Source organism: Caballeronia sp. GAFFF1 (genome assembly GCF_023630705.1).
In the GTDB taxonomy this organism is placed as follows: domain Bacteria; phylum Pseudomonadota; class Gammaproteobacteria; order Burkholderiales; family Burkholderiaceae; genus Caballeronia.
Window position 1 is genome coordinate 125,702 of record NZ_JALQEM010000036.1, and the last position, 23,099, is coordinate 148,800.

Consider the following 23,099-nt stretch of genomic DNA (forward strand, 5'->3'; position numbering starts at 1 on the left):
CATCGCTTCACGAAAGCTTCATTCAAGTTCGTGAGACGCGCACCGTTACCTCGGACGATAGCCCGCTCATCGAAAGGCCCATGTCCGCCAGCCTCTGCGCCAATGAAGCATCGTGTCCCAGCATCGAAGAACTCATCGCGTGCAATGCGCTGACGGCCGTGTTCCAGCCGATCGTGCGCTTCGCGGACGGCGAGGTCATCGGCTATGAAGGTCTCATTCGCGGGCCGGCCGGCAGCGCGCAGGAATCGCCCGCCGTCCTCTTCGAGCAGGCGACCCGCGAGCGGCGCGGCGTCATGCTGGAGCATGCGGCGGCGCGCGTCTGCATCGCGGCGTTCGCCCAGCTCGCGCGCAGCGGCCTGCTCTTCATCAACTTCAGCGCGGCCGCCATCGAGGCCGCGGTAGGCGAACGCGAGACGCCCGGCTATCTCGCCGGCGACAGCGGTCTGGATGCGAAGCGGCTCGTGATCGAGCTGACCGAACAGAGCGTGATTGCGGACGCCGAGCGCTTCGGCGCGACTGTGCGCGCGCTGCGGGCGTCGGGTCCGCAATTCGCGCTCGACGACTACGGCAGCGCCAATGCCTCGATGAATCTGTGGGTGCGGCTCGCGCCGCACTACGTGAAGATCGACCGCTTCTTCGTCTCGGACATCGCCCGTGACCCGCTCAAGTTCGAAGCCGTCAAGGCGATGGTCGCGTTCGCGAACGCAAGCGGCGCGCTTCTGATCGCGGAAGGCATCGAAAGCGAAGCGGATCTGGAGATCGTGCGCGATCTCGGCATTGCTTGCGCGCAGGGTTTCCTGCTCGGCAAGCCCGCCGCGACGCCGAGCGCGCGCGTGCCGGATGCCGTCGCGCGTGCGTTGCGCTCCGCGCAGATTTCGGTCTATCCGGCGCGCACGCGCACGGGCGCGACCGCCGACATGAACGCCGTGCTGCTCGAACGCATGCTCGTCGAAGCGCCGACGCTTACCGTCAAGTCGCGCAACGACGACGTCGCGCGCCTTTTCAACGAGAGGCCGTCGCTGCATGCCGTGGCGATCGTGGACGACGGCCGTCCGGTGGCGCTCATCAATCGGCGCTCGTTCATGGATCAGTACGCGCTGCCGTATCACCGCGAAGTGTTCGGCAAGCGGCCTTGCATGCAGTTCGCGCATCTCGCGCCGCTGATCGTCGAACGCGGTTCCACGCTCGAAGAGATCGCCCGCCTTTTCACGAACGACGATCCGCACGATCTGTCGGATGGCTTCATCGTCACGGAGAACGGGCGTTATGCGGGGCTCGCGACGGGTGCGAGCATGGTGCGCGCCGTGACCGAAGTGCGCGTGGAAGCGGCGCGCTATGCGAACCCGCTCACGTTTCTGCCGGGTAACGTGCCGCTCAATTCGCACATCGACAGGCTGATTGCGAACGGCTCCGCATTCGTCGCGTGTTACTTCGATCTCGACCACTTCAAGCCTTTCAACGATCGCTACGGCTATTGGCAGGGCGACGAAGTGCTGAAGACCGCCGCGAACGCGCTGGCCTCGGTGTGCGAGCCGACGCGCGATTTTCTCGGCCATATCGGCGGCGACGACTTCTTGCTGCTTTTCCAGAGCGACGACTGGCGCGAGCGCGTCACGCGCGCCATGCACGCGTTCGACGAGCTCGTGATGCGCTTCTACTCGCCGGAAGAACGGCTCGCTGGCGGCATTCACGGCGAAGACCGGTTCGCGCGCCCCGCGTTTTTCGGCTTCGTGCGGTTTTCGGCGGGCGCGGTGCGCGTGGCGCCGGGCACGGCGCGCGGCAGCGCGCACGTCAGCGCGACGGCGGCAGTCGCCAAGCGCGCGGCGAAGGAAGAGGCGAGCGGCTTCGTAGTGATGGACATGCGCGAAGCCGAATGAATCAGCGCGCCGACGCCGCGCGCAGCGCTTCCATCAACGCGTGCGGATCATAAGGCTTGCGCAGCCGGATCGCATGCGGGAGCGCCTGCCGTTCCTCGTCGCTCAGTTCGAGGTCGTAGCCGGTGACGAACACGACGCCCAGACGCGGCGCCTGGCGCGATGTCTCTTTCGCCAGCTCGACGCCGGATTCGCCCGCCAGATTCACGTCGGTCAGCAGCACGTCGAAGCGTTGTTCGCCAAAGAGCGCGCGGGCTTCTGCGACGCTCGCCGCTTCCGTGAGATCGAGGCCCATCGTGCGCAGCAACTCGGCGCTGCTCGTGCGGACCATGTCGTTGTCTTCGACGAAGAGCACGCGCAGGGTGTCGGTGGACTCGGGCGTGGCCGCATCGGCGGCATCCGTAGACGCAGTAGCGGGCGCGCGTTGCCCGAGCACATGGCGAATCTTGCGAGCCAGCGCCTCGTGCGTGTACGGCTTGCTCAACAGGTCGATGCCTTCGTCGAGCCGCCCCGCGTGAACGATCGCGTTATCCGTGTAACCCGAGGTGAACAGCACCGCGATGCCCGGCACGCGCTCGCGCGCCTTGCGCGCAAGCTCGGTGCTGCGCAACGGGCCGGGCATCACGACGTCCGTGAAAAGCATGTCGATCGGCACGCCGCTTTCGACGATGGCGAGCGCGCTCTGCGCGTCCTTCGCCCGCAGCACGCGATAGCCGAGGTCCGCGAGAAGATCGACGACGGTCGCGCGCACTTCCTCGTCGTCTTCGACCACCAGAATGGTTTCGCTGCCGCCTTTCGCCGGTCCGGCGTCGACGTTGGTTTCGAGGTCTTCTTCCTGCCGCGCGCGCGGCAGGTAGAGGCGCACCGTCGTGCCGTGGCCTTCCTCGCTGTAGACCTTCACGTGCCCGCCGGACTGTTTGACGAAGCCGTACACCATCGACAGGCCGAGGCCGGTGCCGTGACCTTCGCGCTTGGTCGTGAAGAACGGCTCGAATGCGCGTTCCTGCACTTCCGGCGACATGCCCGAGCCGGTATCGGTGACGGCGACCATCACGTACTGGCCGGGCGCGACGTCGGCGTTGCGCATGGCATACGTCTCGTCGAGCGATGCGTTGCCGGCCTCGATAGTCAGCTTGCCATGCCCGTTCATGGCGTCGCGGGCGTTGATCGCAAGGTTGAGCAGCGCGTTCTCGACCTGGAACGGGTCGACGAGCGTGTTCCACAGGCCGCCCGACACGATGGTCTCCACTTCGATGCCGTCGCCGAGCGCGCGGCGGAACATGTCGTCCAGACCGCGCACGAAGCGGCCGAGATTCACGACCTTCGGCGCGAGCGGCTGGCGCCGCCCGAACGCCAGCAGTTGCGAGGCGAGGTTCGCGCCGCGCGCCACGCCGGCGAGCGCACTTTTCACGCGCTGCTCGGGCTTGTCCTGTCCGGCGACGTCTTTCGCGAGCAATTGCAGATTGCCGCCGATCACTTGAAGCAAATTGTTGAAGTCGTGCGCGACGCCGCCCGTCAGCTTGCCGATGGCTTCCATCTTCTGCGCCATGCGCAACGCTTCTTCGGTGTGCCGCAGCGCGTCGGCCGTTTCGCGGTCCGCCGTCACGTCGCGCCCGACGCCGTGGATGCGCCGCGTGCGCGGATCGAGCGAGAGCGTCCACGCGATCCAGCGCCAGCCGCTGTCGATGCGCCCGAGGCGGCACTCGTAGCGCACCGGCGCGCCGCTCGCCCGCAGCTTGTCGAGCGCGAGCGCGACGGCGGCGCGGTCGTCCGTATGCACGATGTCGAGCATCGTGCGCGCATGCAGCCGCTCGGTATCGATGCCGAGCACCGACGACCACGACGGGCTCACGCGCAACAGCGCGCCATCGAAGCTCGCGATCACGAACAGGTCTTCGCTCAGTTCCCACAGCCGGTCGCGGTCCGCGACGACTTCGGTCACGCGGCGCTCCAGCGTCTCGTTGAGATCGCGCAGCGCGGCCTGCGCCTTGGCGCGCTCGGCGATTTCGTTCTGCGCCGCCTGGAAGAGCCGCGCATTGTCGATGGCGATGGCCGCCTGCGCCGCGATGCCGTTCACGATGCGCTCGGCGCGAGCAGTGAACACGCCCGGTTCCGGATGACCGAAGAAGAGGCCGCCGAGCACTTCGCCCGTGCGCGAGACGACCGGCGCCGCGAGATAGCTGCGCACCGGAAGATGGCCCTTCGGCATGCCGAAATGCGGCGAGTTGTGGCCGTAGCGCGGGTCTTTGGTGATGTCGTCGGAGCGTACGATGCCGTGGCCGCCGAACGTCGGCCCGAATACGGCCGTATTGCGCGGCATCGGAAACTTCGCGAAGCTCTCCTTCGACGCGCCGGAGAGCGCGTACAGCATGTAGCTGCCGCCTTCGTCGTCAAGCACGTTGTAGAAGAACGAACCGAACGCGGCGCCGGTCAGCTCGGTGGCGGCATCGGTCACGACCTGCACGACGCGCGAGAGATCGAGCTCGGCGGCGACCGTCGTGCCGACGCGGTTGAGCACTTCGAGCACGCGCGACTCTTCGCGCAGGCGCTGCTCGGTCTCGCGGCGCAGCCGCGAGAGCCGCAGGTTGCTCGCCACGCGCGCGAGCAGTTCGCGCGCCGAGAACGGCTTGGTCAGATAGTCGTCCGCGCCCGCTTCGAGGCCGCCGACGCGCGCTTCTTCGCCCGCGCGCGCCGATAGCAGCACGACCGGCGTCTCGCGCAGCGTCTCGTCGTCGCGCAGCGCGCGCAGCAGGCCGAAGCCGTCGAGGCGCGGCATCATCACGTCCGAGACGATGATGTCCGGACGCAGCGCGACGGCGGCGTCGAGCCCGGCGCGGCCATCGGCGGCGACGCTTACGTCGTGGCCCGCGGCGGCGAGCAGGCGGCGCATGTACTCGCGCAGATCGGCGTTGTCGTCCACCACGAGCACTCGGCCCGTCAGCGCATCCGATGGCGCGGCGGCTTCCGCCGCTTCCGCGAGCGGCGAGTCGAGATCCGCGACGTCGAGCGCGGCCGCGTCGGCGGCGGCGTCCTCATCCGGCGTCCAGCGCAATGCGGCATCGACGAAAGACCGCGCGCGGCTGCTGGCCTCGGCGCGCGGGGCGTCGGCGCGCACTGCTGCGTTTTCCTGCGCAGCCGGCAGCGTCACGGTGAAGCACGTGCCCTCGCCGAGGCGGCTCGACACCGCGATGCTGCCGCCGTGCAGCTTGATGAGTTCCTGAACCATCGCGAGCCCGATCCCGCTGCCTTCCACCGAGCGCCCCGCCGCGCCGGCCACGCGATGGAACCGCTCGAAGACGCGCGCCTGCTCGTGCTCGGCAATGCCGATGCCGGTATCGCATACGCTCGCTTCGATCACGCCGCCGCGCGCGGAGAGCGCCACTTCGATGCTGCCCTCGAAGGTGAACTTGAACGCGTTCGACAGCAGGTTCATCACGACCTTCTCCCACATGTCGCGGTCGATGTCGGCGAGCACCGGCGTATCGGGAATGTTCGTGCGAAGCCTGAGGCCGGCCGTCTCGATGGCCGAGCGGAACAGCGACGCGAGTTCGGCGGTGAACGCAGCGATGTCCGTGCGCTGGCGATGAATCTCGATGCGGCCCGCCTCGATGCGCGAAAAGTCGAGCAGCGCGTTGACGAGCGTGAGCAGCCGCATGCCGTTGCGATGCATGATCTCGACGAGCCGCAGGTCCTCGGGCGGCACGCGGCCGTGGTCCGCGAGCATCTCTTCGAGCGGGCCTAACATCAGCGTGAGCGGCGTCCGGAATTCGTGGCTGATGTTGGAGAAGAACGTCGTCTTCGCGCGGTCGATTTCCGCGAGCGCCTCGGCGCGGCGGCGCTCTTCGTCGTAGGCGTGCGCGTAGCCGATCGCCGCGCCGATCTGACCGGCGACGAGATTGATGAAGGTGCGATAGCCGTCGTCGAACAGACGATACGGATTGAGCGCCGCGATCAGCACGGTCGCGTGACCGGTCTCGCCGGTCGGGGCGATCGGGACCATGACGGCGGTGGTCGGCGCGGCCTTCCACGCGCCCGTGGGCAAGGACGCGCCGACGTGCTGATGCAGGTTCGTCACGAGCAGCGCGCGGTTCTCCCGCAGCGCGTCCTGGAACGGCCAAGGCTCGCGCCGGTCTGCGTTCAGCGTCGCGGGCGCCGCCGGATGCCCCGGCGCGATGCCGCACGCGCCGACCAATGTCGCGGTCTCGTTGCCGGGGCCGGCCGCGTAGAGCACCGCGAAGGGCAGATCGCGCGGCGCGCTTTTCAGCGCGTTCATCGAGCGTTCGCAGGCCTCGCGCCAGGTGCGCGCATCCGCGGCGGAGGTCGCCAGTTCGCGCAGCACCGTCAGTTGCCGTTCGCCCAGCACGCGCTGTGTGTCGTCGCTGTTCGCGCAGATGATGCCGCCCGCGCCGCCACGGTCGTCCGGAATGGGGCTGTAGGAGAACGTGTAGTAGGTTTCCTCCGGGAAGCCGTTGCGCTCCATGATGAGCAGCTTCTGTTCGACGAAGGTGCCTTCGACGCCGGCGAGCGCCGTATCGAGCAGCGGCCCGATATCGTCCCAGATCTCGCGCCACACGACCGAAGCCGGCTGCCCGAGCGCCTGCGGATGCTTGCCGCCGATGATCGACCGGTAGGCGTCGTTATAGAAGAAAAGAAGCTCGTGACCCCAGCCGATCCAGATGGGCTGGCGCGAGGTCAACATGATGCGAATGGCCGTCTTCAGGCTCTGCGGCCAGTGCTCCGGCGCGCCGAGCGAGGTCTGCGTCCAGTCGAAGCTCCGGATGAGCACGCCCATTTCTCCGCCGCCAAGCAGAAAGCTGGGGTCGAGGCTGCTGGCGCTCGTGTCCGGGGGCAGATTCTCGGGAGTCATCGACGCTGGATCTCCTCGCTAAGGTCTCTCGACCGAGCGGCATGGGGTTGAAAGGCGTGTCTTGGGATGACGCTGACTGAAACGCGCGACCGGATGGGCTTCCGGATTCTCGCACGGAAACGGCTGCGGTCCGTTCCCGCATGCGCGTTCGCAGGGCTATAGCAAGGTTCGTGACCGGGCGGGAAATGTTCGAGGGAATGTGGCCCGCGCTGAAGTCATTCAATGAGTTTTCAGCAATGCCTAGAACGATCCCCCAATTTGTAATCGACATATTTTTTTGCACTATACTCGGTTGAATCCGTTATCGTTCCTTTCTCCGCGAATCTGAATAAGCGAAAAAGGCGTCTTCGCGTCGTCCGTTAAATCGCTTCACGCGGCAATCACTGCACTCGCCTAGTCGGACGGGCGATTGCCGACGCTTTCGTGCGCGCGTTCAAACAACAACGTCCAGCGCGAGCTAAATATCAACACAGTGCCGATTAGCGTTTCGAATTCGCGGACGCTTATTCACGATTATCAATATAGTCATCCGCGGCGTTTAACTTCGTTGCACCTCACGATCATGAACGAACCCATCGATTCGAATATACCCAGCCTCGCCGAACAAGAAGCCATGCTTCGGCAGCAGCTCGCGCTCCGTCCGGACTCGGCCGCCGTGAACAACAATCTGGGCATCGTGCTGCGCCTTTTGGGCCGTCTTTCGGAAGCGGAGCAGATGTTCAGGCAGGCATTGGCGCTGCAACCCGATTCGGCCGATGTTCACGTGAACCTCGCCTTGGTCGCACTCGACGAAAACCGGTCAGACGACGCTCGGGCGCTGTTGGACAAGGCGCTGGCCCTTCGCCCCGATTCACCGGCGGCGATGTTCGTGCTCGGCGGCATGCTCCAGACTGACGGACACCTGGACGACGCCGCTAGGGCATTCTCCGAGGCAATCGCCGCGCAGCCCGACTTCGCGCAGGCGCATGTCGGCCTCGGCCACACGTTGTTCATGCAAGGCCGCTTGCCCGAGGCGGAGACGGCGTGCCGTCGGGCCATCGATCTCGCACCGCAGGTCATCTACGGTCATCTGACGATGGGCGATATCCTCTGCGCGGCAGGCCGGCTGACCGAGGCCGATGCCTCGTTCAATCGGGCGCTGGCAATCAATCCGCAATCGGCCGAAGCGCATTGCGGCCTCGGCAACGTGGCTCACCGCCGCTACGATCTGCCGAGCGCGGAAGCCGAATTCCGCCAGGCGTTGGCATTGCGTCCAGTGTTCTTCGAAGGGAGCCGCGGTCTCGGCCTCGTGCTGCTTGCAATGGACCGCGGGCAGGAAGCGGAAGGTGCGCTGCGTCAGGCCTTATCGCTCAAGCCGGAAGATGCTGGCCTGAAAAGCGCCTTGAACGCCGCGCTCGCGTTGCCGCGCGCGCAGCCGCGTCCGGGCGTGCAGACGAGCGTCGACACGCTGATTGCCCCGCGCAAGCCGTCCGCTTGAGCCGCAATCGCTAACTGTGTCGGAATGTTCCTGAAAGGAACGGCTCTTGCTTGGCGCCCTTCTGAAACGAAGGGAGGAGAGCATGAACAGCAAAGCACAGACCTCGACGGACCAACTCGAAACCATTCCCGACACGTCCAGCCCCGCCTACGCCAAATCGCACCCGTTGATGCGCGCGTTCGACAGTTTCGCGAGCCTCGTCACGCGCTGGGCGGGTTCGCCGTTCGCCTTCGGGCTGGCGGTGGCGAGCATCGTCGCGTGGGTCGTCACCGGGCCCATCTTTCACTATTCCGACGGCTGGCAACTCGTCATTAACACCGGCACGACCATCGTCACGTTCCTGATGGTGTTTCTTATCCAGCAGAGTCAAAACAAGGACAGCGTCGCGCTGCATCTCAAGCTCAATGAACTGCTCGCGACGCATCGCGCGGCGAGCAATCACCTGATCGGCATCGAAGACGCGAGCGAGGAGGAATTGCGCAGGCTCGCGGCCGCGTATCTGCGGCTGGCATCGGAAGGCGGCGAGGCGGCGGCCGGCGCGTCGCCCCGCAGCGCGGAAAAGAAGAATTGAGCGTCGACGCGGCGGTTCGCGCGCCGCGCGACGCCGCTCAATGCGTGACTTTCGCCGGCACGACGCGCCGGTTCAGCACGCGCGCTTGCAGAACGATCACGAGCAACAAGAAAAGCCCGCGAATCACGGACTGCCAGTAAGCCGACAGGCTGATATACCCGAGCCCGTTTTCGAAGTTCAGCAGGTTGAAGACGAGCCCGAGCAGCGCGACGCCTGCAATGGTCATCGCGATGGAGCCTTCGCCGCCCGTCAGCCGCGTGCCGCCGAGCACCACCGCCGAGATGGCGAAGAGTTCCCAGCCGACGCCTTCGTTCGGCTGTCCCGCGCCGAACTGCGCCGCGAGAATCGCGCCCGCGATGCCCGCGAGCAAGCCGCTCAACGCATACACCGCGACGAGCGTGCGATCGACGTTGAGGCCCATCAGCCGCGATGCCTCCTCGCTGCCGCCGATCGCGAGCGCATGACGGCCGAAGCGCGAGCTGCGCAGCGCGATCCAGCCGAGCGCCGCAGCGACCAGCGACACGATGCCCGGAATCGGCAGGCCGAACAGGTCGCCTTGTCCGAAGGCGGCGAAGTTCGTGTCCGACGCGATCGCGACGGCATCGTTATGGCCGAGCAGCAGCGCGAGGCCATGCGCGCCGAGGCTCGTCGCAAGCGTGACGATGAAGGGCAGAATGCGCATGTGCGTGATGACGATGCCGTTCAACACGCCCACCGCCAGCCCCGCGAACGCTCCCGCGAGCACGCCCGCCACGCCGCCGTGCGGACTCGCCAGCGCGGCGACCACGCTGGCGAGCGCGGCCACTGCGCCCACGGACAGATCGATGCCGCCCGTGATGATGACGAACGCCATGCCGATGGAGATCAGCGCGAACATCGAGTTGTATCGCCAGAATGACGTCACGTTGTAGGCGGAGGCGAAATGCTCGTAGCGCACGACGCCCAAGACCAGCAATGCGACGAGCGCGATCAGGATAGGAAGGTTCTTCTTCATGTCATGAGCCTCGGCGGCGCTGCACGTACACGGCGGCGATGATGATCGCGGCCTTCAGCACGAGCGCGGCGGCGTCCGGAATGCCGTGCGCGAGCAGCGTGTAACGCAATAGCTGGATGATGAGCGCGCCGATCAGCGTGCCCGTGATATACGCCTTGCCGCCTGTGAGCGCGGTGCCGCCGACCGCGACGGCCGCGATGGCGTCGAGTTCGACGCCGAGGCCCACGACGTTCGCATCCGACGATGAATTCACCGAGATCGAAATGAGCCCGGCGAGACCCGCGAGCGCGGCGCATGCGGTGTACGCGATCAGCTTCACGCGCGCGGTCGGAATGCCCGAGAGATACGCGGCGTCCTCGTTGCCGCCCGTGACGAGCAGATACTTGCCGAAGAGCGTCTTGCGCACGATCCACGTGAAGACGGCGACGAGCGCGAGCATCAGCAGAATCTGGAACGGCACGCCCGCAACCTTGCCGAGCGCGATCCACTGAAACGCGGGATTGTTGAACGCCTGCAGGCTGCCGTCGGTCACGACTTGCGCGATGCCGCGTCCCGCGATGAAGAGCACGAGCGTCGCGACGATGGGCTGCACGCGAAGCCGCGTCACGAGCAGTCCGTTGGACACGCCGCACAACGCGGCGGCCAGCACGGGCAGGGTGAAGGCGAGCAAAATGCCGAGCGGCCCTTCGATGTTCATGAAGAGCATCGGCGCCAGCGCGCCGGCAATTGCCATCGACGCGCCCACGGACAGGTCGATGCCGCCTGTCGCCACCACGAGCGTCATGCCGATGCCGACGATCACGATCGTCACCACCTGCGTGAGGTTCACGTTGAACGTCTGGAGCGACCAGAAGTGCTCGGTGAAGAACAGGTTGAACAGAATCATCGCGACGAGCACGATGATCTCGCGCTGAATCGCGACGCCGCGCCGCTTCTTGACGGGCGCGGCTTGCGCGTCCGCGGCGAGCGGCGCTACGGGTCGTGCAGCAGGTTGCGTCTTGTCGATCATGAGTCGTTTCCTTGCGCGGCCGTCGCTTGCGCGAGCGTCGATGTTTCACCCGAGCCGTAGGCGATCGCATCCATGATCGATGCCTCGTTCATCTGCGCGCCATCGAGTTCCGCCACGGTTTCGCCGTCGCGGATCACGACCGCGCGGTCGGCCACGGCGGTCAGCTCTTCGAGTTCGGACGCCGACAACAGCACGGCCATGCCCGCATCGCGCAACTCGCGCACGATCTTCGCGACGTCCGCTTTCGCACCCACGTCGATGCCGCGCGTCGGCTCGTCGAGCAGCAGAAGACGCGGATTCGTCGCAAGCCAGCGCGCGAGCAAGACCTTTTGCTGATTGCCGCCCGAGAGTTCGCGTATCGGTTGATCGGGCGAGCGCAGCTTGATGCCGAGCGACGCGATGAAGCCGTCCACGATTTCGCGCTGCTTCGCGACATCCACGACGCCGCGCTTGGTGAGCGCGGGCAGGCAGACGAGCGTGAGGTTGTCGCGCACGGAAAGCTCCGGCACGATGCCTTCGGCCTTGCGGTCTTCGGTGAGATACGCGATGCCGCGCGTGATCGCATCTTTCGGCGACTTGAACGCGGCGCTTTCGCCCGCCACCGTAAGCGAACCGCGCGAAGGACGGTCCGCGCCGAACAGAAGGCGCATCGTCTCCGTGCGGCCCGAGCCGAGCAATCCGGCAAGACCCACTGCTTCGCCCGCATGCACGTCGAGCGATACGTTCGTGACTTTCGCGCCCGCGGCGAGCGACTGCGCGCTCAACGCAACCGCGCCGCGCTTCGCCAGATTCTCTTCTTTCACCGCGCTGTCTTCATGCACGACGGCGGCGAGCGTGCGGCCGAGCATGGTCGTCACGAGCTTGAGCTTGTCCATCTCCTGCATGGTGCTTTCGGCGACCGTCTGGCCGTCGCGCATCACGGTGACGCGGTCGCACAGCGCGTACAGTTCGTCCAGCCGATGCGACACGAAGATGACCGCGCGTCCGTCGTCTCGCAAGCGGCGCACCACGCCGAAAAGCAGCTCGACCTCCCGCTCATCGAGCGATGACGTCGATTCGTCCATGATGACCATCTTCGCATCCGACGAGACGGCTCGCGCGAGCGCGACCATCTGCTGAATGGCGGTCGAGTAGTCGCGCACGGGCTTGCGCACGTCGATATGCAGCCCGAACGATTCCAGCAATTCATTCGCTCGCCGCTGCACCGTTTTCCAGTCGATCAGGCCGAAGCGGCGCGGCTCGCGTCCGAGAAAGATGTTCTCGGCCACCGAGCGGAACGGCACGAGATTGATCTCCTGGTAGATCGTGCTGATGCCTGCTTCGCGCGCTTCCTTCGGCGTGCGGAAATCCACTTCGCGTCCGTCGAAGCGAATCGTTCCTCCGCTCTTGCGATACGCGCCGGTCAGAATCTTGATGAGTGTCGACTTGCCCGCGCCGTTCTGGCCGATGAGCGCGTGTACTTCGCCGGCCGCCACGGTGAGGCGCGCGTGCTTGAGCGCCGGGACGCCGCCGAAGGCAATGTCGATGTCCTGCATGTCGAGTAGGGGAGCAGTGGCCATGCGGCGCTTCCGTCCTTTGAAAAAGCGAGCGCCCGAAGGCGCCCGCGAACCAACGAGACTGCTTCGCTCAATAGCCGTACTGCATGCTGGCGTCGACGTTGCTCTTGTCGTAGAAGCGATCCGAGACCTTGACCCACGGCGGAATGGTCTCGCCCTTCGCGTATTTCTGCGCGACATCGCACGCGAGCGGTCCGAAGAACGGGCTCGACTGCACGCTCGCGCCCAGTTCGCCCGCCTTGATCGCTTCGAGGCCGCCCTTCGTGCCGTCGATGGTCACGAGCACGATGTCCTTGCCCGGCTGCTTGCCCGCCGCCTTGATGGCGGCGATCGCGCCGAGCGCCATTTCGTCGTTGTGCGCGTAGACGGCGGTCACGTCGGGATGCGCCTGCAAGAGCGTTTCCATGACCTGGCGGCCCTTGTCGCGCGCGAAGTCTCCGCTTTGCGACGCGATGATCTTCATGCCCGGATTCTTCGCGATGACTTCGTCGAAGCCCTTCTTGCGGTCGTTCGCAGCGGACGCGCCGGTCGAGCCTTCGAGCTCGATGATCGTCGCCTTGCCGTTGGTGGCTTTCACGAGCCAGTCGGCGGCGCGGTGGCCCTGATCGATGAAGTCCGATCCGATGAACGTGATGTAGTCGCGCCCGGCCTTCGCCATCGACTGATCGATGTTGCGGTCCACGAGAATCACCGGAATGCCGGCCTTCTTCGCCTGCAACACGACCGGCGCGAGCGGCTTTTCTTCGCGCGGCGGGAACACCAGCAGATCGACGTGCTGCGCGATCATGCTCTGGATGTCGGACACCTGCTTGGCGGCGGAGCTGTTCGCGTCGGTGATGATGACCTGCCAGCCGCACTTCGATGCGACGTCCTTGAAACTCTTGGTCTCCGCGAGCCGCCACGGGTTGTTGCTCTCCGTCTGCGCGAAGCCCACGCGCAGCGGCTTCTTGTTCGGGATCTTCGGCAGCGCGTCGTCGGCGGCGTGCGCGGCCCCGGCTGCGAGCGTCAGAACGGTGAGCGCGGCGGCGAGCGGGCGCAGGCCCGAGCGGAGCTTCTTGTTTAGCGACAGCATGTCTTCCTCCGATAGGATGATTCGTCTTGTTGGTAATGCCGATGCTTGTTGTTGCCCGGTCTGTCTGATGCGAGAGATGCTGCTGCCTTTCGCGCTGTTTTTAGCGCTGTATTAGCGGCTAATCACTAATATTATTAATTGCAAGCTGATTCGCTTCGGCAATGACCTTCACCGATCCGCGCTCGACCAGCGGGCCGTCGAGCTTGACGGTGCGGCGCCGTAACGGCGCGCCGACGGCGCGGTTGTGTTCCTCTTGCAGAAGCGTTTCGACCGCCCAGCGGCCGAGATCGTAGTTCGGCAACACCACGGTCGATAACGGTGGATGCGTGTGGCGCGCGATCTCCTGATCGTCGTAGCCGACCACGGAGACGTCGTCGGGCACGCGCAGCCCGAGTTGCTTGAGCGCCTCAATGGCGCCGAGCGCCATCAAATCGTTCGCGCAGAAAATGGCCGTCGGCGGATTCGGCTCGCGCATGAGCGAGAGCGTCTGCTCGAAGCCGGCGCCCGAACTCCAGTCGCCTTCGCGCACGAGTTCCGGCGCGAACGGCAAATCCGCCGTGGCGAGCGCGGTGCGGTAGCCCTTAAGCCGGTCGCGGGCCGCGTCCTGATACGGCTCGCCGTTGATATAGCCGATGCGGCGATGCCCCGCCGCGAGCAGATAGTCCGTCGCCGTGTGTCCGCCCGCGACTTCCGCCGGCACCACCGACGACAGATTCGCCTCGCTCGCGTAGCAGTTGAGCAGGACCGTCGGCACTTTGGCGAGCGCCGCGGGCAGCGCGACGAGCCGCGTGTAGACGGTCGCGTAGATCACGCCGAGCAGGTTGGGATGGTCGAGCGTCGCGGCGAGCACGCGCGCTTCGATCTCCGCGTTGCCGTGCGTCGAATAGACGGCGAGCAGGCGGCCATGCGCGAACGCGGCGTCGCGCGCGCCGTCGATGCAGACCACCGGATGCGGGCTCGTCGAAATCTCATCGGCGAGATACACGATCAGATTGCGTTCGCTCTGCGCGCCGGGTGTGTCGAACGCATCCAGCGCGGCGGGCTCGCGCGGCGTCATGCGATAGCCGAGTTCCTGCGCCGCGCGCAGCACCTTGTCGCGCGTGACGTCCGAGAACTTCGCGCCGCTCGCGTTGTTGAGCACGAGCGACACCGTCGACTGCGAAACTCCGGTGAGCTTTGCAATGTCGGTCATCGTCGGGCGGCGCTGCGTGGTTTTCTTCATCGGACGGATGCGGCGTATGAGGCTTGGCGACAGACCTTAACACTAATATTAGTGATGAACAACACGGAAACCACCTAGCCAGAACATGAGCGGCACAGGGTTTTCACCGAGTATTACTAATAATATTGACGACGCTATTACTGCCGTGCGATTCTCTTTCCGACCGATTGACGACCGAAAGGAGCGGCGCATGGGCCGATACGACGAGACGACGAGAGACGCGCTTGCACAAGCGTTCGAGAGAGACGGTTTCGTGCTGTTGCCGGATCACTTCGAGCGCGCGAAGCTCGAAGCATGGCGCGAGGCGTTCGCGCCGCTGTTGCAGCCACATGTCGATGCGGCGCGCGAGGCATCGGCGAGCGGCAACCGCGGGCCGGGCCGCTATTACGTGACCTTGCCGTTCGAAGGCGAGTTCGCGGACCCGTCGATCATCTGTAACGAGGACATCATCGCCATCGTCGAGCGCGTGGCGGGACGCGATCCGGTCATGTGCCAGCTCGCGACCGACACGCCGGTTCTGGGTTCGGACTTCCAGGACTGGCATCGCGATACGCCGCCGCTTTTCGACGACGCGCCCGAAACGCCGTCGTTCCAGCTTGCCGTCAACTTTCCGCTCGTCGATGTAGACGAGCGCAACGGCTCGCTGGAGACGACGCGCGGCACGCACCGCGTCTCGCGCGAAGAAGCGCTCGCCGGTCTCGCCGATGGACGCTTTCCTCCCGAGCGCGTGCCGATGCGCGTCGGCGACGTGATGATCCGCGATGTGCGCGGGCTGCATCGCGGCACGCCCAACTACATCGACGAACCGCGGCCGATGGTCGTGATCGGTTATAGCCGCGCATGGTATTTCCGGCCCGAGGTGCATATCGACGTGCCGCGCGCCGTGCTCGCCGACCTGCCGCCGCGCGCGAAACGACTGCTGCGCTACAACCCGGTGGTCGAGCGCACCGAGCGCATCTTCGACGAAAACTACCGGCAGTTCGCATATTGAGCGCCGATCGAACCCCGTCCGGCCGCGCGGACGAAGCGCTCGTGGAGTTGCGCCACGGCGCGCGGCGCGTGCTGCTCGCCCCGCATGTCGGCGGCGCGATCGCGGCTTTCTTCGACGCCCGCGAGCCCAATGAAGGCGGCGCGCTGCACTGGCTGCGTCCCGCCACCGTCGATGCGCTCGCCGCGCGCAATCCGCTCGGCATGGCGAGCTTTCCGCTCGTGCCGTATTGCAACCGTATTCGCGATGCGCGCTTCACATTCGACGGCGCGCTCGTCGATCTATCCGGCGACGGCAATGCGTTCCCGCACGCGCTGCACGGGAACGGATGGCGGCGGCCGTGGCGCGTCGATGCCGTCTCGGAGGCGAGCGCCCGTCTCACGTTGTCGCATGTGCCTTCGCAGGAACCGGCGCATCATTGGCCGTTCGCCTTCGAAGCGGCGCAGGACATCGCGCTGGATGCGCAGTCGCTCACCGTGACCATGTCGCTGCGCAATCTGTCGGACCGGCCGATGCCCTTCGGCCTCGGACATCATCCGTACTTTCCGCGCACCGGGCACACCGTTGTGCGCACGCGGGTCGGGTCGATGTGGCATACGACGCCCGATCCGTTGCCGACGCACGCTGGCCCGCATCCGTGCATCGACGCGCTGGCATCGCGTGAGGGCATGTCTGCCGATGCCTTCGATCTCGACAATAACTTCACGGGCTGGTCGCGCGAGACCTCGGTCGCGTGGCCGCGCGAGCATCGGTCAGTCACGCTGCGAGCGGAAGCGCCGTTCGACTTCACGGTGATTTATGCGCCTTCGTCGTTCGGGTCGCTGCTGTGCGTCGAGCCGGTCAGCAATGTCGCGGATTGGGTGAATCTCGATGTCGACGAGTCGCTGAAGGGCGGCGGCGTGCTCGCGCCGGGCGAGTCAGTCAGCGCGCGGTTCTGGCTGACGCCGGAGGTCGAGTAGGGTGGATCGTGGCTGGCGCGACGAGCGCCTGTGCTTCTGTCCTGCACGTCGCTGGTCGCGCCGCCATAGTGCTTAATGACCGAAGAACACCTCGCATTGGGGCAGGCCGCTGCATGTCTCCGTGGTGCGCCCGCCAGCCGACATGCTCGTCCCGGCTTTCGTGCCGCCGTAGGCTTGTTCACCAGATGCGGAGTCGGTCGTCGCGACGTCGGCTTGCCGTGCAGTGTGTGACGTATCCATTGGACGCATCGTCTGGACGACTTGTTGCGTCGTGTCGGGCATGCCTTGCGCGCGTGCGTTGCCGATGCTCGCGGCCAGCGCACAGGCCGCCATCATCGCGATGAATCTCGGGTTGACGTTCGTCTTCATGTTCCAGCTCCTCGAAAGCGAATGCACAAGCAGCCGGCAACACGTTTCCGGACTCCTTGCAGCGGTGGAAAAATGGCGCGCTGCGACCGTGCGAAGCCGGCGCGTTCGCCGGCCGAAAGCGACCAACCACGACGCAGACGGCACGACTGACCCCGTGTCATGCGATGCCGGGAAATCGCTCGTATGCGGCGGCGCGATGAGAAACCGCGCAGGCACACATTAGGGTCTGGGGAGAAGACGCGAAATCCCTATGTGGAAGGGATGCGTATGGGGGGAATGAGAAAGCTCAGGAGGGATGACGCCCGGCCCGCGCAAATGGACGACGCGAACCGGGCGGCCTTGCAATAAGCGAACGCGTTATTCCGAACTCGACGTGCCGCTACCGGACGAGCCCGACCCGCTCTTCTTGTGCATCTTGTTCATCTTGCTGCTCGAACCGCTGCCCGAGCCCATGGTGGAGGAGCCGGTCGCGCCCGACGTTGCGCCTGTCGCGCCATTCGCGTTCGGCGTGCCCATGCCGGTGCCGCCCTGTCCCGCGCCGTTGCCGCCTGCCGTGCCGCCTCCCGTTCCGCCGCCGCCCGCACCACCACCGGCGCCGCCGCCTGCGCCCTGCGCGAACACGGCGCCCGACAGGCTCAGAATCATTGCGGACACGAGCAAACTCTTCTTGGCGATTTTCATGGTGCCTCCCTTGAATTGATAATTTGACGCGCCGCTTGGGTTCGCCTGCGCGGCGTCGCGCCCTACATCGTGCAATCCGTGTGCCGCAGCTGTAAGCGTTCGCGCTCCCCAGCGCGGCTACCGGGAAGACAGTCCGATTCGCTTACGCTAGCGCCTCGTCGCACCATTCAATGGCCCACGCCCGCGCGCAATGCAGCGCGTCCCACTCGTTCGGGAAAGAGTCGAGATCGCCGGATTCGTGGACTTCCACGTTCGGCGTGTGCTCGTTGGGCGCGCTGGTGATTCGGGCGCGCGCATGAAAGCTGCCGTCTTCATCATGGCGAGCGGTGCAGTCGATGTGAAAATTCTTGTAGTCAAAACGCATGGGAAGTTCTCCACAAGAGAGTGCGTGGCGTCGAGGCTGACCTTCCGAAGCCGGGCCAGACACGCGTGCGGTAACCACCGCTGGAGCGGTGCTTGCTCGACGTCAGTGATGCGGCTGATCTGACCAACGGAGCGCGCTCATGGCCACGCACCAAAACACGCAAGAAAAGACGCAAGAGAAGCATGCACAATCGGCGGACGCCGAAGACAAGGCGACCTTCGACGAGTTCAAGGCGCTCGTCAACATGACGGCGCACCAGCTGGAAAAATGGCTGGCGACGGATGAATCTCAGGCCGTGGGCCAAAAAGACGGAAACGCGGAGTCGGTCGGGCATCAGTCCGGGCGGCGCATTATCGAATTGCTCGGCGCGAAGAAGAGCGAATTGCATGCCGACGATTACGGCCACATGCGCAAGGTCATTGGCTATGTCAAGCGCCACCTCGCGCAACGCCCGGAAGGCGATATCGAGCATACGAAGTGGCGCTACTCGCTGATGAACTGGGGTCATGATCCGTTGAAATAGCAGGTGACGCCGCAATGTTTCCACTAACGCGCGGTTTGCAAACTTCCCGCCACACGATTAGCATACTGTATGTATATACAGTATCATAGCCAAGATGGAACTGTCCGAAAAGCTCGAAATTCTTGCGGATGCCGCGAAGTACGACGCATCGTGCGCGAGCGGCGGCGCGCCCAAGCGCGAATCGCGCGGCGTCGAAGGGCTGGGCGCGAGCACGGGCTCGGGCATTTGCCACAGCTTCACGCCGGACGGCCGCTGCGTGTCGCTGCTCAAGATTCTGCTCACGAACTTCTGCCTGTACGACTGCCAGTACTGCATCAACCGCCGCTCCAGCAACGTCCCGCGCGCGCGGTTCACGCCGGAAGAAGTCGTCACGCTGACGCTGGACTTTTATCGCCGCAACTACATCGACGGCTTGTTCCTGAGTTCGGGCGTGATTCGGTCTTCGAACTACACCATGGAGCAGCTGGTGCTCGTGGCAAAGACCCTGCGCGAGAAGCATCAGTTCCGCGGCTACATCCATCTGAAGACGATTCCGGACGCCGATCCCGGCCTCATCGCGCAAGCGGGGCGCTATGCGGACCGCCTGAGCGTGAACATCGAGCTTCCGACGGAGATCAGTCTGGAACGCCTCGCGCCGGAGAAGAGCGGCCGCACCATCAGGCTGGCGATGGGCAACATTCGCGTCGCGCGTGAAGAGTCGGAAGCCGAGCCGCGCGCACCGCGTTTCGCGCCGGCAGGCCAAAGCACGCAGATGATCGTCGGCGCGGACGAGACCGACGACCGCACCATCCTCGGCACCGCCGAAACGCTGTACGGCTCGTATCAGCTGAAGCGCGTCTACTATTCGGCGTTCAGCCCGATTCCCGACAGTCCGTCCGGCGTGCCGTCCAAGGCGCCGCCGCTTCTGCGCGAGCATCGGCTGTATCAGGCCGATTTTCTGATGCGCGGCTATGGCTTCAATGCCGCCGAATTGCTCGGCGATGCAGGCAATCTGCCGCTCGATGTCGATCCGAAGCTCGCATGGGCGCTCGCGCATCGCGAGCGTTTCCCGGTCGATCTGAACACCGCGCCGGTGCGCATGATCGCGCGGGTGCCGGGCATCGGCATGCGCAACGCGAAACGCATCGCGGAGCTGCGCCGGGCGCGGCGCGTGCGTTACGCGGATCTCGCGCGGCTGCGCTGCGCGATGGACAAGGTGAAGCCTTTCGTCGTGACCGAGGACTATCGGCCGCCGCTCGCCGAAGCGTCGTCGGAGCATTTGCGAAAGGCGCTTTCCACGCAGCCGGTGCAGCTTTCGCTCATCTAGCGATGCACGTCATCACCATCGACGACGACTTCGACGCGTGGCGCAGCGCAGCGCTCGACGCGCTCGCTCGAGACCTGAAGCCCGAGTCGATCGAATGGCGCACGCAGCAAAGCGACACGCCCGCGTTGTTCGCGGCATCCACCGAAACGGCCGCGCCGGCCGCTGAAGCAGCGCCAGTGCGCGTGTCGCGCGAACTCGCCGCGTTGCTCAAGGACGCCGCGCATTTCCGCGACGAGCGGCGCTTCAGCTTTCTCTATCGCGTGCTGTGGCGCTGGACGCATGGCGACCGCTCGGTGGCGTCGGCAGCCGATGAAGACGGCGCGCGTCTCTACAAGATGGCGAAGGCGGTGCGCCGCGCGCAGCACGACATGATCGCGTACGTGCGTTTCCGGCAGCGCGAGGCGTCGCTCGGACCGCCGGAATTCGTCGCGTGGTACGAGCCGGATCACGACGTGCTCGCCTGGGGCGCGGAGCACTTCGCGGCGCGCATGGGTCAGTCGACGTGGCTCATCACGACGCCGGACGGCGCGGCCATGTGGAACGGCGAGCGTCTGCAGATCGAACGACGCCGCGCGCTCGCCTCCGACCATGCGTCCGACACGCCCGACGCCGCCGAAGACCTGTGGATGACGTACTACCGCAGCATCTTCAACCCTGCGCGCCTGAATGAATCCGTGCTCCAACAGCAGATGCCGGTGCGCTTCTGGAAGGGATTGCCGGAAGGCGCGCTCATTCCGCAGCTCGTCAGCGATGCGCGCGGCGGCGCGCGGCGCGTCGCGCAGGCGCGGGCGGTCGGCGCGCTCGGCGGCAAGATCGTGCAGGTGGAGGCGCAAGACGCGCAGCCGGAACGCGACGCGCCCACGTCGCTCGACACCTGCCGCCGCTGCGATCTCTGGCGTCACGCGACGCAAGCCGTCCACGGCGCGGGCCCGGCCGATGCGCGCATCATGCTGCTCGGCGAGCAGCCGGGCGATCAGGAAGATTTGAAAGGCGAGCCGTTCGTCGGCCCGGCCGGACAGTTGCTCGACGACGCCATGCGCCAGGCGCAGGTGCCGCGCGAGCACGTCTATCTGACCAATGCCGTGAAGCACTTCAAGTGGGAGCCGCGCGGCAAGCGGCGGCTGCACAAGACGCCCGCGCAGCAGGAAGTCGAAGCGTGCTCGTACTGGCTCGAACGCGAGCTGGAGCAAACCGGCGCGCGCGTCATCGTCACGCTGGGCGCGACAGCGCTGACCGCGCTGCTCGGCAAGCGCGCGACGTTGCGGGCGCATGTCGGGCGCGTCACGCCCTATGGCGACAAGCTCATCGTCGCCACGTATCACCCGTCGTATGCGCTCAGGCAACTCGACGACACCGCGCGCGACAAGACCATCGCCGATATCGTCGATGCGCTTGCCAAGGCGCGCTCGCTGGCCGCGCAGACGCAGCCGCGCTAGAACGCGGCGCGCACCACGCCGCCGTCCGCGCGCAACGCCGCGCCGTTCGTCGCCGATGACAACGCCGAGCACACGTACACGACCATGTTCGCGATTTCCTCCGGCGCGATGAACCGCTTGAGCAGCGAACTCGGCCGCGCTTCCTCGAAGAACGACTTCTGGACATCCTCCATGCTCTTGCCGCCGGAGAGCTTCTCGACGAACTCGGTCACGCCTTCCGAACTGGTCGGGCCGGGCAAGACGGAGTTGACGGTGACGCCGGTGCCCGCGCACGTTTCGGCGAGCCCGCGCGACAGCGCCAGTTGCGCGGTTTTGGTCAGACCGTAGTGGATCATCTCCACGGGAATCTGGATGCCGCTCTCGCTGCTGATGAACACCACGCGGCCCCAGTTCTTCTGCTTCATCTTCGGCAGATAAGCGCGCGACAGCCTCACGCCCGACATCACGTTCGCGTTGAAAAAGCGCATCCAGTCGTCGTCGGAGATCTCTTCGAACGGCTTCGGCTCAAAAATGCCCATGTTGTTCACGAGGATGTCGACCTCGGGGAAGCGTTGCACGAGCGCGTCGACTTGCGCGGCGTCGGAGACATCGCCTGCGAAGCCTTCGGCCTGCGCGCCGGGAACGAGCTGGCGCAGCTTGTCGAGCGCGGCATCGACGGACGATTGCGAGCGTCCGTTCACGATCACGCGCGCGCCTTCGCGCGCGAGCGCCACGGCAATGGCATGGCCGATTCCCTTGGTCGAGCCGGACACGAGTGCGAGCTTGTTGGCGATTTGCAGGTCCATCGTTGCTCCTTCGAAGCGTGGGTTGAATGGCGGCGCTTGAGCGCGCGTTCGACGCATGGTAGCGAGACTCGCGCGTTCATGCTCAAAAGCGGCTCTGGCCCCGCCTGACACCCGGCGACATAAATGTTGGATGGCGTGCGCGCCGGGCATCGTCCATAGTGGCGCCACGGTGATCGACAGCCACGCCGCAGACCCGCAGACCGTAAGTCTCAGCCAACGAACCCAGGTGCCGACATGTCCAACGCAACGAACTTCTCCTCGCTCGATTTCCTCCTCCGCCACGCCCGGCGCGCGCTCGTCGCGGGGCTCGTGACCGGTGTCGCGCTGTTCGCGGGCTCGGCGAACGCGGCGGGCGCCAGCGGTCAGACGGCGGCCGCCGCCGCGGTGCGCGCGGACACCACGATCTATGTGTATCCCTTCCAAAGCGAAGCGGGCGACGTGAAGCTCGACAATCACGGCCTCGCGTCCAAACTCAAGACCGCGATGTCCGGCGACACGCAGGCGCAGCAGCAGGCGCAAGACGCGATCGCGGCGCGCGAAGAAGTGGCCGACGAAATCGTCGCGAAACTCCAGTCGATGAGTCTGCGCGCGGTCCGCGCCGATGTCGCGCCGCCCGATGACCAGAACGCGCTCGAAGTCGTCGGCAGCATCGACAATATCGACGCGGGCAATCGCCGCCGCCGCATGTTGATCGGGCTCGGCGCGGGACAAAGCAAGGTCACGGCGACCGTGCAGCTCGTGTTCAAGCCGGCGCACGGTGCGCCGCAATTGATCGAACAGTTCGATGCCCGCGCGGACAGCGGCCACGCGCCGGGCGTCGCGGAAACGGCGGGCGTCGGCGCGGTGGCGGGTCACGCGGTGAGCTCGCTCGCCGTATCGGGCGGACTGCACGCGGTTTCCGAAACGAAGCGCGCGGGCGTTTCATCCGATGAACAGCGCCTCGGCGACGCCATTGCCAAGCAGATAGGGCAATCCGCGCAAACCTGATGGCCCGCGCGTTCCGGAACCACATACACTACCGGTTCCGGACGGATGTTCGCTTCGCG

The 23,099-nt window shown here is 65.8% G+C and carries 19 protein-coding genes; 9 read left to right on the plus strand and 10 right to left on the minus strand.

Annotated elements, in window-relative coordinates; all coding sequences use genetic code 11:
- The first annotated feature begins 80 nt into the window (after positions 1-80).
- A complete protein-coding gene (locus tag NCR37_RS21570; protein WP_250474858.1) occupies positions 81-1,877 on the plus strand; it encodes a GGDEF domain-containing protein in 1,797 nt (598 codons plus the stop codon).
- Position 1,878: 1 nt separating this feature from the next.
- Here the strand turns inward: NCR37_RS21570 and NCR37_RS21575 are convergent, their stop codons facing one another.
- The gene (locus NCR37_RS21575) at positions 1,879-6,741 is read right to left on the minus strand and encodes a response regulator (protein ID WP_250474859.1); all 4,863 of its coding nucleotides are present in this window, start codon (positions 6,739-6,741) and stop codon (positions 1,879-1,881) included.
- 562 nt (positions 6,742-7,303) lie between these two features.
- Between NCR37_RS21575 and NCR37_RS21580 the strand changes: the two genes are divergently transcribed.
- Both NCR37_RS21580 and NCR37_RS21585 read left to right on the plus strand, forming a co-directional pair.
- Entirely contained in the window at positions 7,304-8,218 is a 915-nt protein-coding gene (locus tag NCR37_RS21580) for a tetratricopeptide repeat protein (RefSeq protein WP_250474860.1), read from the plus strand.
- Positions 8,219-8,300: 82 nt separating this feature from the next.
- The gene (locus tag NCR37_RS21585; RefSeq protein WP_250474861.1) at positions 8,301-8,789 is read left to right on the plus strand and encodes a low affinity iron permease family protein; all 489 of its coding nucleotides are present in this window, start codon (positions 8,301-8,303) and stop codon (positions 8,787-8,789) included.
- 37 nt (positions 8,790-8,826) lie between these two features.
- On the opposite strand, the gene NCR37_RS21590 is transcribed toward NCR37_RS21585, so the two are convergent.
- From NCR37_RS21590 to NCR37_RS21610, 5 genes are all read right to left on the minus strand, one after another.
- Positions 8,827-9,783, minus strand: coding sequence for an ABC transporter permease (locus NCR37_RS21590; protein ID WP_250474862.1), 957 nt, complete (start codon positions 9,781-9,783; stop codon positions 8,827-8,829).
- Between the two features lies 1 nt (position 9,784).
- On the minus strand, positions 9,785-10,792 hold the full coding sequence (locus tag NCR37_RS21595; RefSeq protein WP_250474863.1) for an ABC transporter permease: 1,008 nt from the start codon (positions 10,790-10,792) through the stop codon (positions 9,785-9,787).
- Positions 10,789-12,351, minus strand: coding sequence for a sugar ABC transporter ATP-binding protein (locus NCR37_RS21600; RefSeq protein WP_250474864.1), 1,563 nt, complete (start codon positions 12,349-12,351; stop codon positions 10,789-10,791). The genes NCR37_RS21595 and NCR37_RS21600 overlap by 4 nt, the downstream gene beginning before the upstream one ends.
- Before the next feature lie 67 nt (positions 12,352-12,418).
- The gene (locus NCR37_RS21605; RefSeq protein WP_250474865.1) at positions 12,419-13,420 is read right to left on the minus strand and encodes an ABC transporter substrate-binding protein; all 1,002 of its coding nucleotides are present in this window, start codon (positions 13,418-13,420) and stop codon (positions 12,419-12,421) included.
- Between the two features lie 118 nt (positions 13,421-13,538).
- The gene (locus NCR37_RS21610; protein ID WP_250474866.1) at positions 13,539-14,642 is read right to left on the minus strand and encodes a LacI family DNA-binding transcriptional regulator; all 1,104 of its coding nucleotides are present in this window, start codon (positions 14,640-14,642) and stop codon (positions 13,539-13,541) included.
- A 190-nt stretch (positions 14,643-14,832) separates the two neighbouring features.
- Here NCR37_RS21610 and NCR37_RS21615 point away from each other — a divergent pair, with 190 nt between their 5' ends.
- Positions 14,833-15,633 carry a phytanoyl-CoA dioxygenase family protein gene (locus NCR37_RS21615; protein WP_250474867.1) on the plus strand — a complete coding sequence of 267 codons (801 nt, stop codon included), beginning with the start codon at positions 14,833-14,835 and terminating at the stop codon, positions 15,631-15,633.
- Positions 15,630-16,589, plus strand: coding sequence for an aldose 1-epimerase (locus tag NCR37_RS21620; RefSeq protein ID WP_250474868.1), 960 nt, complete (start codon positions 15,630-15,632; stop codon positions 16,587-16,589). Before NCR37_RS21615 ends, NCR37_RS21620 begins: the two co-directional genes overlap by 4 nt.
- A gap of 72 nt (positions 16,590-16,661) precedes the next feature.
- Here the strand turns inward: NCR37_RS21620 and NCR37_RS21625 are convergent, their stop codons facing one another.
- The 3 genes from NCR37_RS21625 to NCR37_RS21635 all read right to left on the minus strand — a co-directional run bounded on the left by NCR37_RS21625 (position 16,662) and on the right by NCR37_RS21635 (position 18,003).
- The gene (locus NCR37_RS21625; RefSeq protein WP_250474869.1) at positions 16,662-16,958 is read right to left on the minus strand and encodes a hypothetical protein; all 297 of its coding nucleotides are present in this window, start codon (positions 16,956-16,958) and stop codon (positions 16,662-16,664) included.
- 357 nt (positions 16,959-17,315) lie between these two features.
- Positions 17,316-17,639: a hypothetical protein gene (locus tag NCR37_RS21630; RefSeq protein ID WP_250474870.1), complete on the minus strand. Its 324-nt coding sequence runs from the start codon at positions 17,637-17,639 to the stop codon at positions 17,316-17,318.
- 142 nt (positions 17,640-17,781) lie between these two features.
- Positions 17,782-18,003, minus strand: coding sequence for a hypothetical protein (locus NCR37_RS21635; RefSeq protein WP_250474871.1), 222 nt, complete (start codon positions 18,001-18,003; stop codon positions 17,782-17,784).
- A 139-nt stretch (positions 18,004-18,142) separates the two neighbouring features.
- Here NCR37_RS21635 and NCR37_RS21640 point away from each other — a divergent pair, with 139 nt between their 5' ends.
- The 3 genes from NCR37_RS21640 to NCR37_RS21650 all read left to right on the plus strand — a co-directional run bounded on the left by NCR37_RS21640 (position 18,143) and on the right by NCR37_RS21650 (position 21,268).
- Entirely contained in the window at positions 18,143-18,526 is a 384-nt protein-coding gene (locus NCR37_RS21640; RefSeq protein WP_250474872.1) for a DUF3140 domain-containing protein, read from the plus strand.
- Between the two features lie 94 nt (positions 18,527-18,620).
- Positions 18,621-19,832 carry a putative DNA modification/repair radical SAM protein gene (locus NCR37_RS21645; protein ID WP_250474873.1) on the plus strand — a complete coding sequence of 404 codons (1,212 nt, stop codon included), beginning with the start codon at positions 18,621-18,623 and terminating at the stop codon, positions 19,830-19,832.
- A gap of 2 nt (positions 19,833-19,834) precedes the next feature.
- Entirely contained in the window at positions 19,835-21,268 is a 1,434-nt protein-coding gene (locus tag NCR37_RS21650) for a UdgX family uracil-DNA binding protein (RefSeq protein ID WP_250474874.1), read from the plus strand.
- Here the strand turns inward: NCR37_RS21650 and NCR37_RS21655 are convergent.
- Positions 21,265-22,053: an SDR family NAD(P)-dependent oxidoreductase gene (locus NCR37_RS21655; protein ID WP_250474875.1), complete on the minus strand. Its 789-nt coding sequence runs from the start codon at positions 22,051-22,053 to the stop codon at positions 21,265-21,267. The genes NCR37_RS21650 and NCR37_RS21655 overlap by 4 nt on opposite strands.
- A gap of 234 nt (positions 22,054-22,287) precedes the next feature.
- On the opposite strand from NCR37_RS21655, the gene NCR37_RS21660 reads away from it, so the two are divergent.
- The gene (locus NCR37_RS21660; RefSeq protein WP_250474876.1) at positions 22,288-23,040 is read left to right on the plus strand and encodes a DUF4410 domain-containing protein; all 753 of its coding nucleotides are present in this window, start codon (positions 22,288-22,290) and stop codon (positions 23,038-23,040) included.
- Positions 23,041-23,099 lie beyond the last annotated feature (59 nt).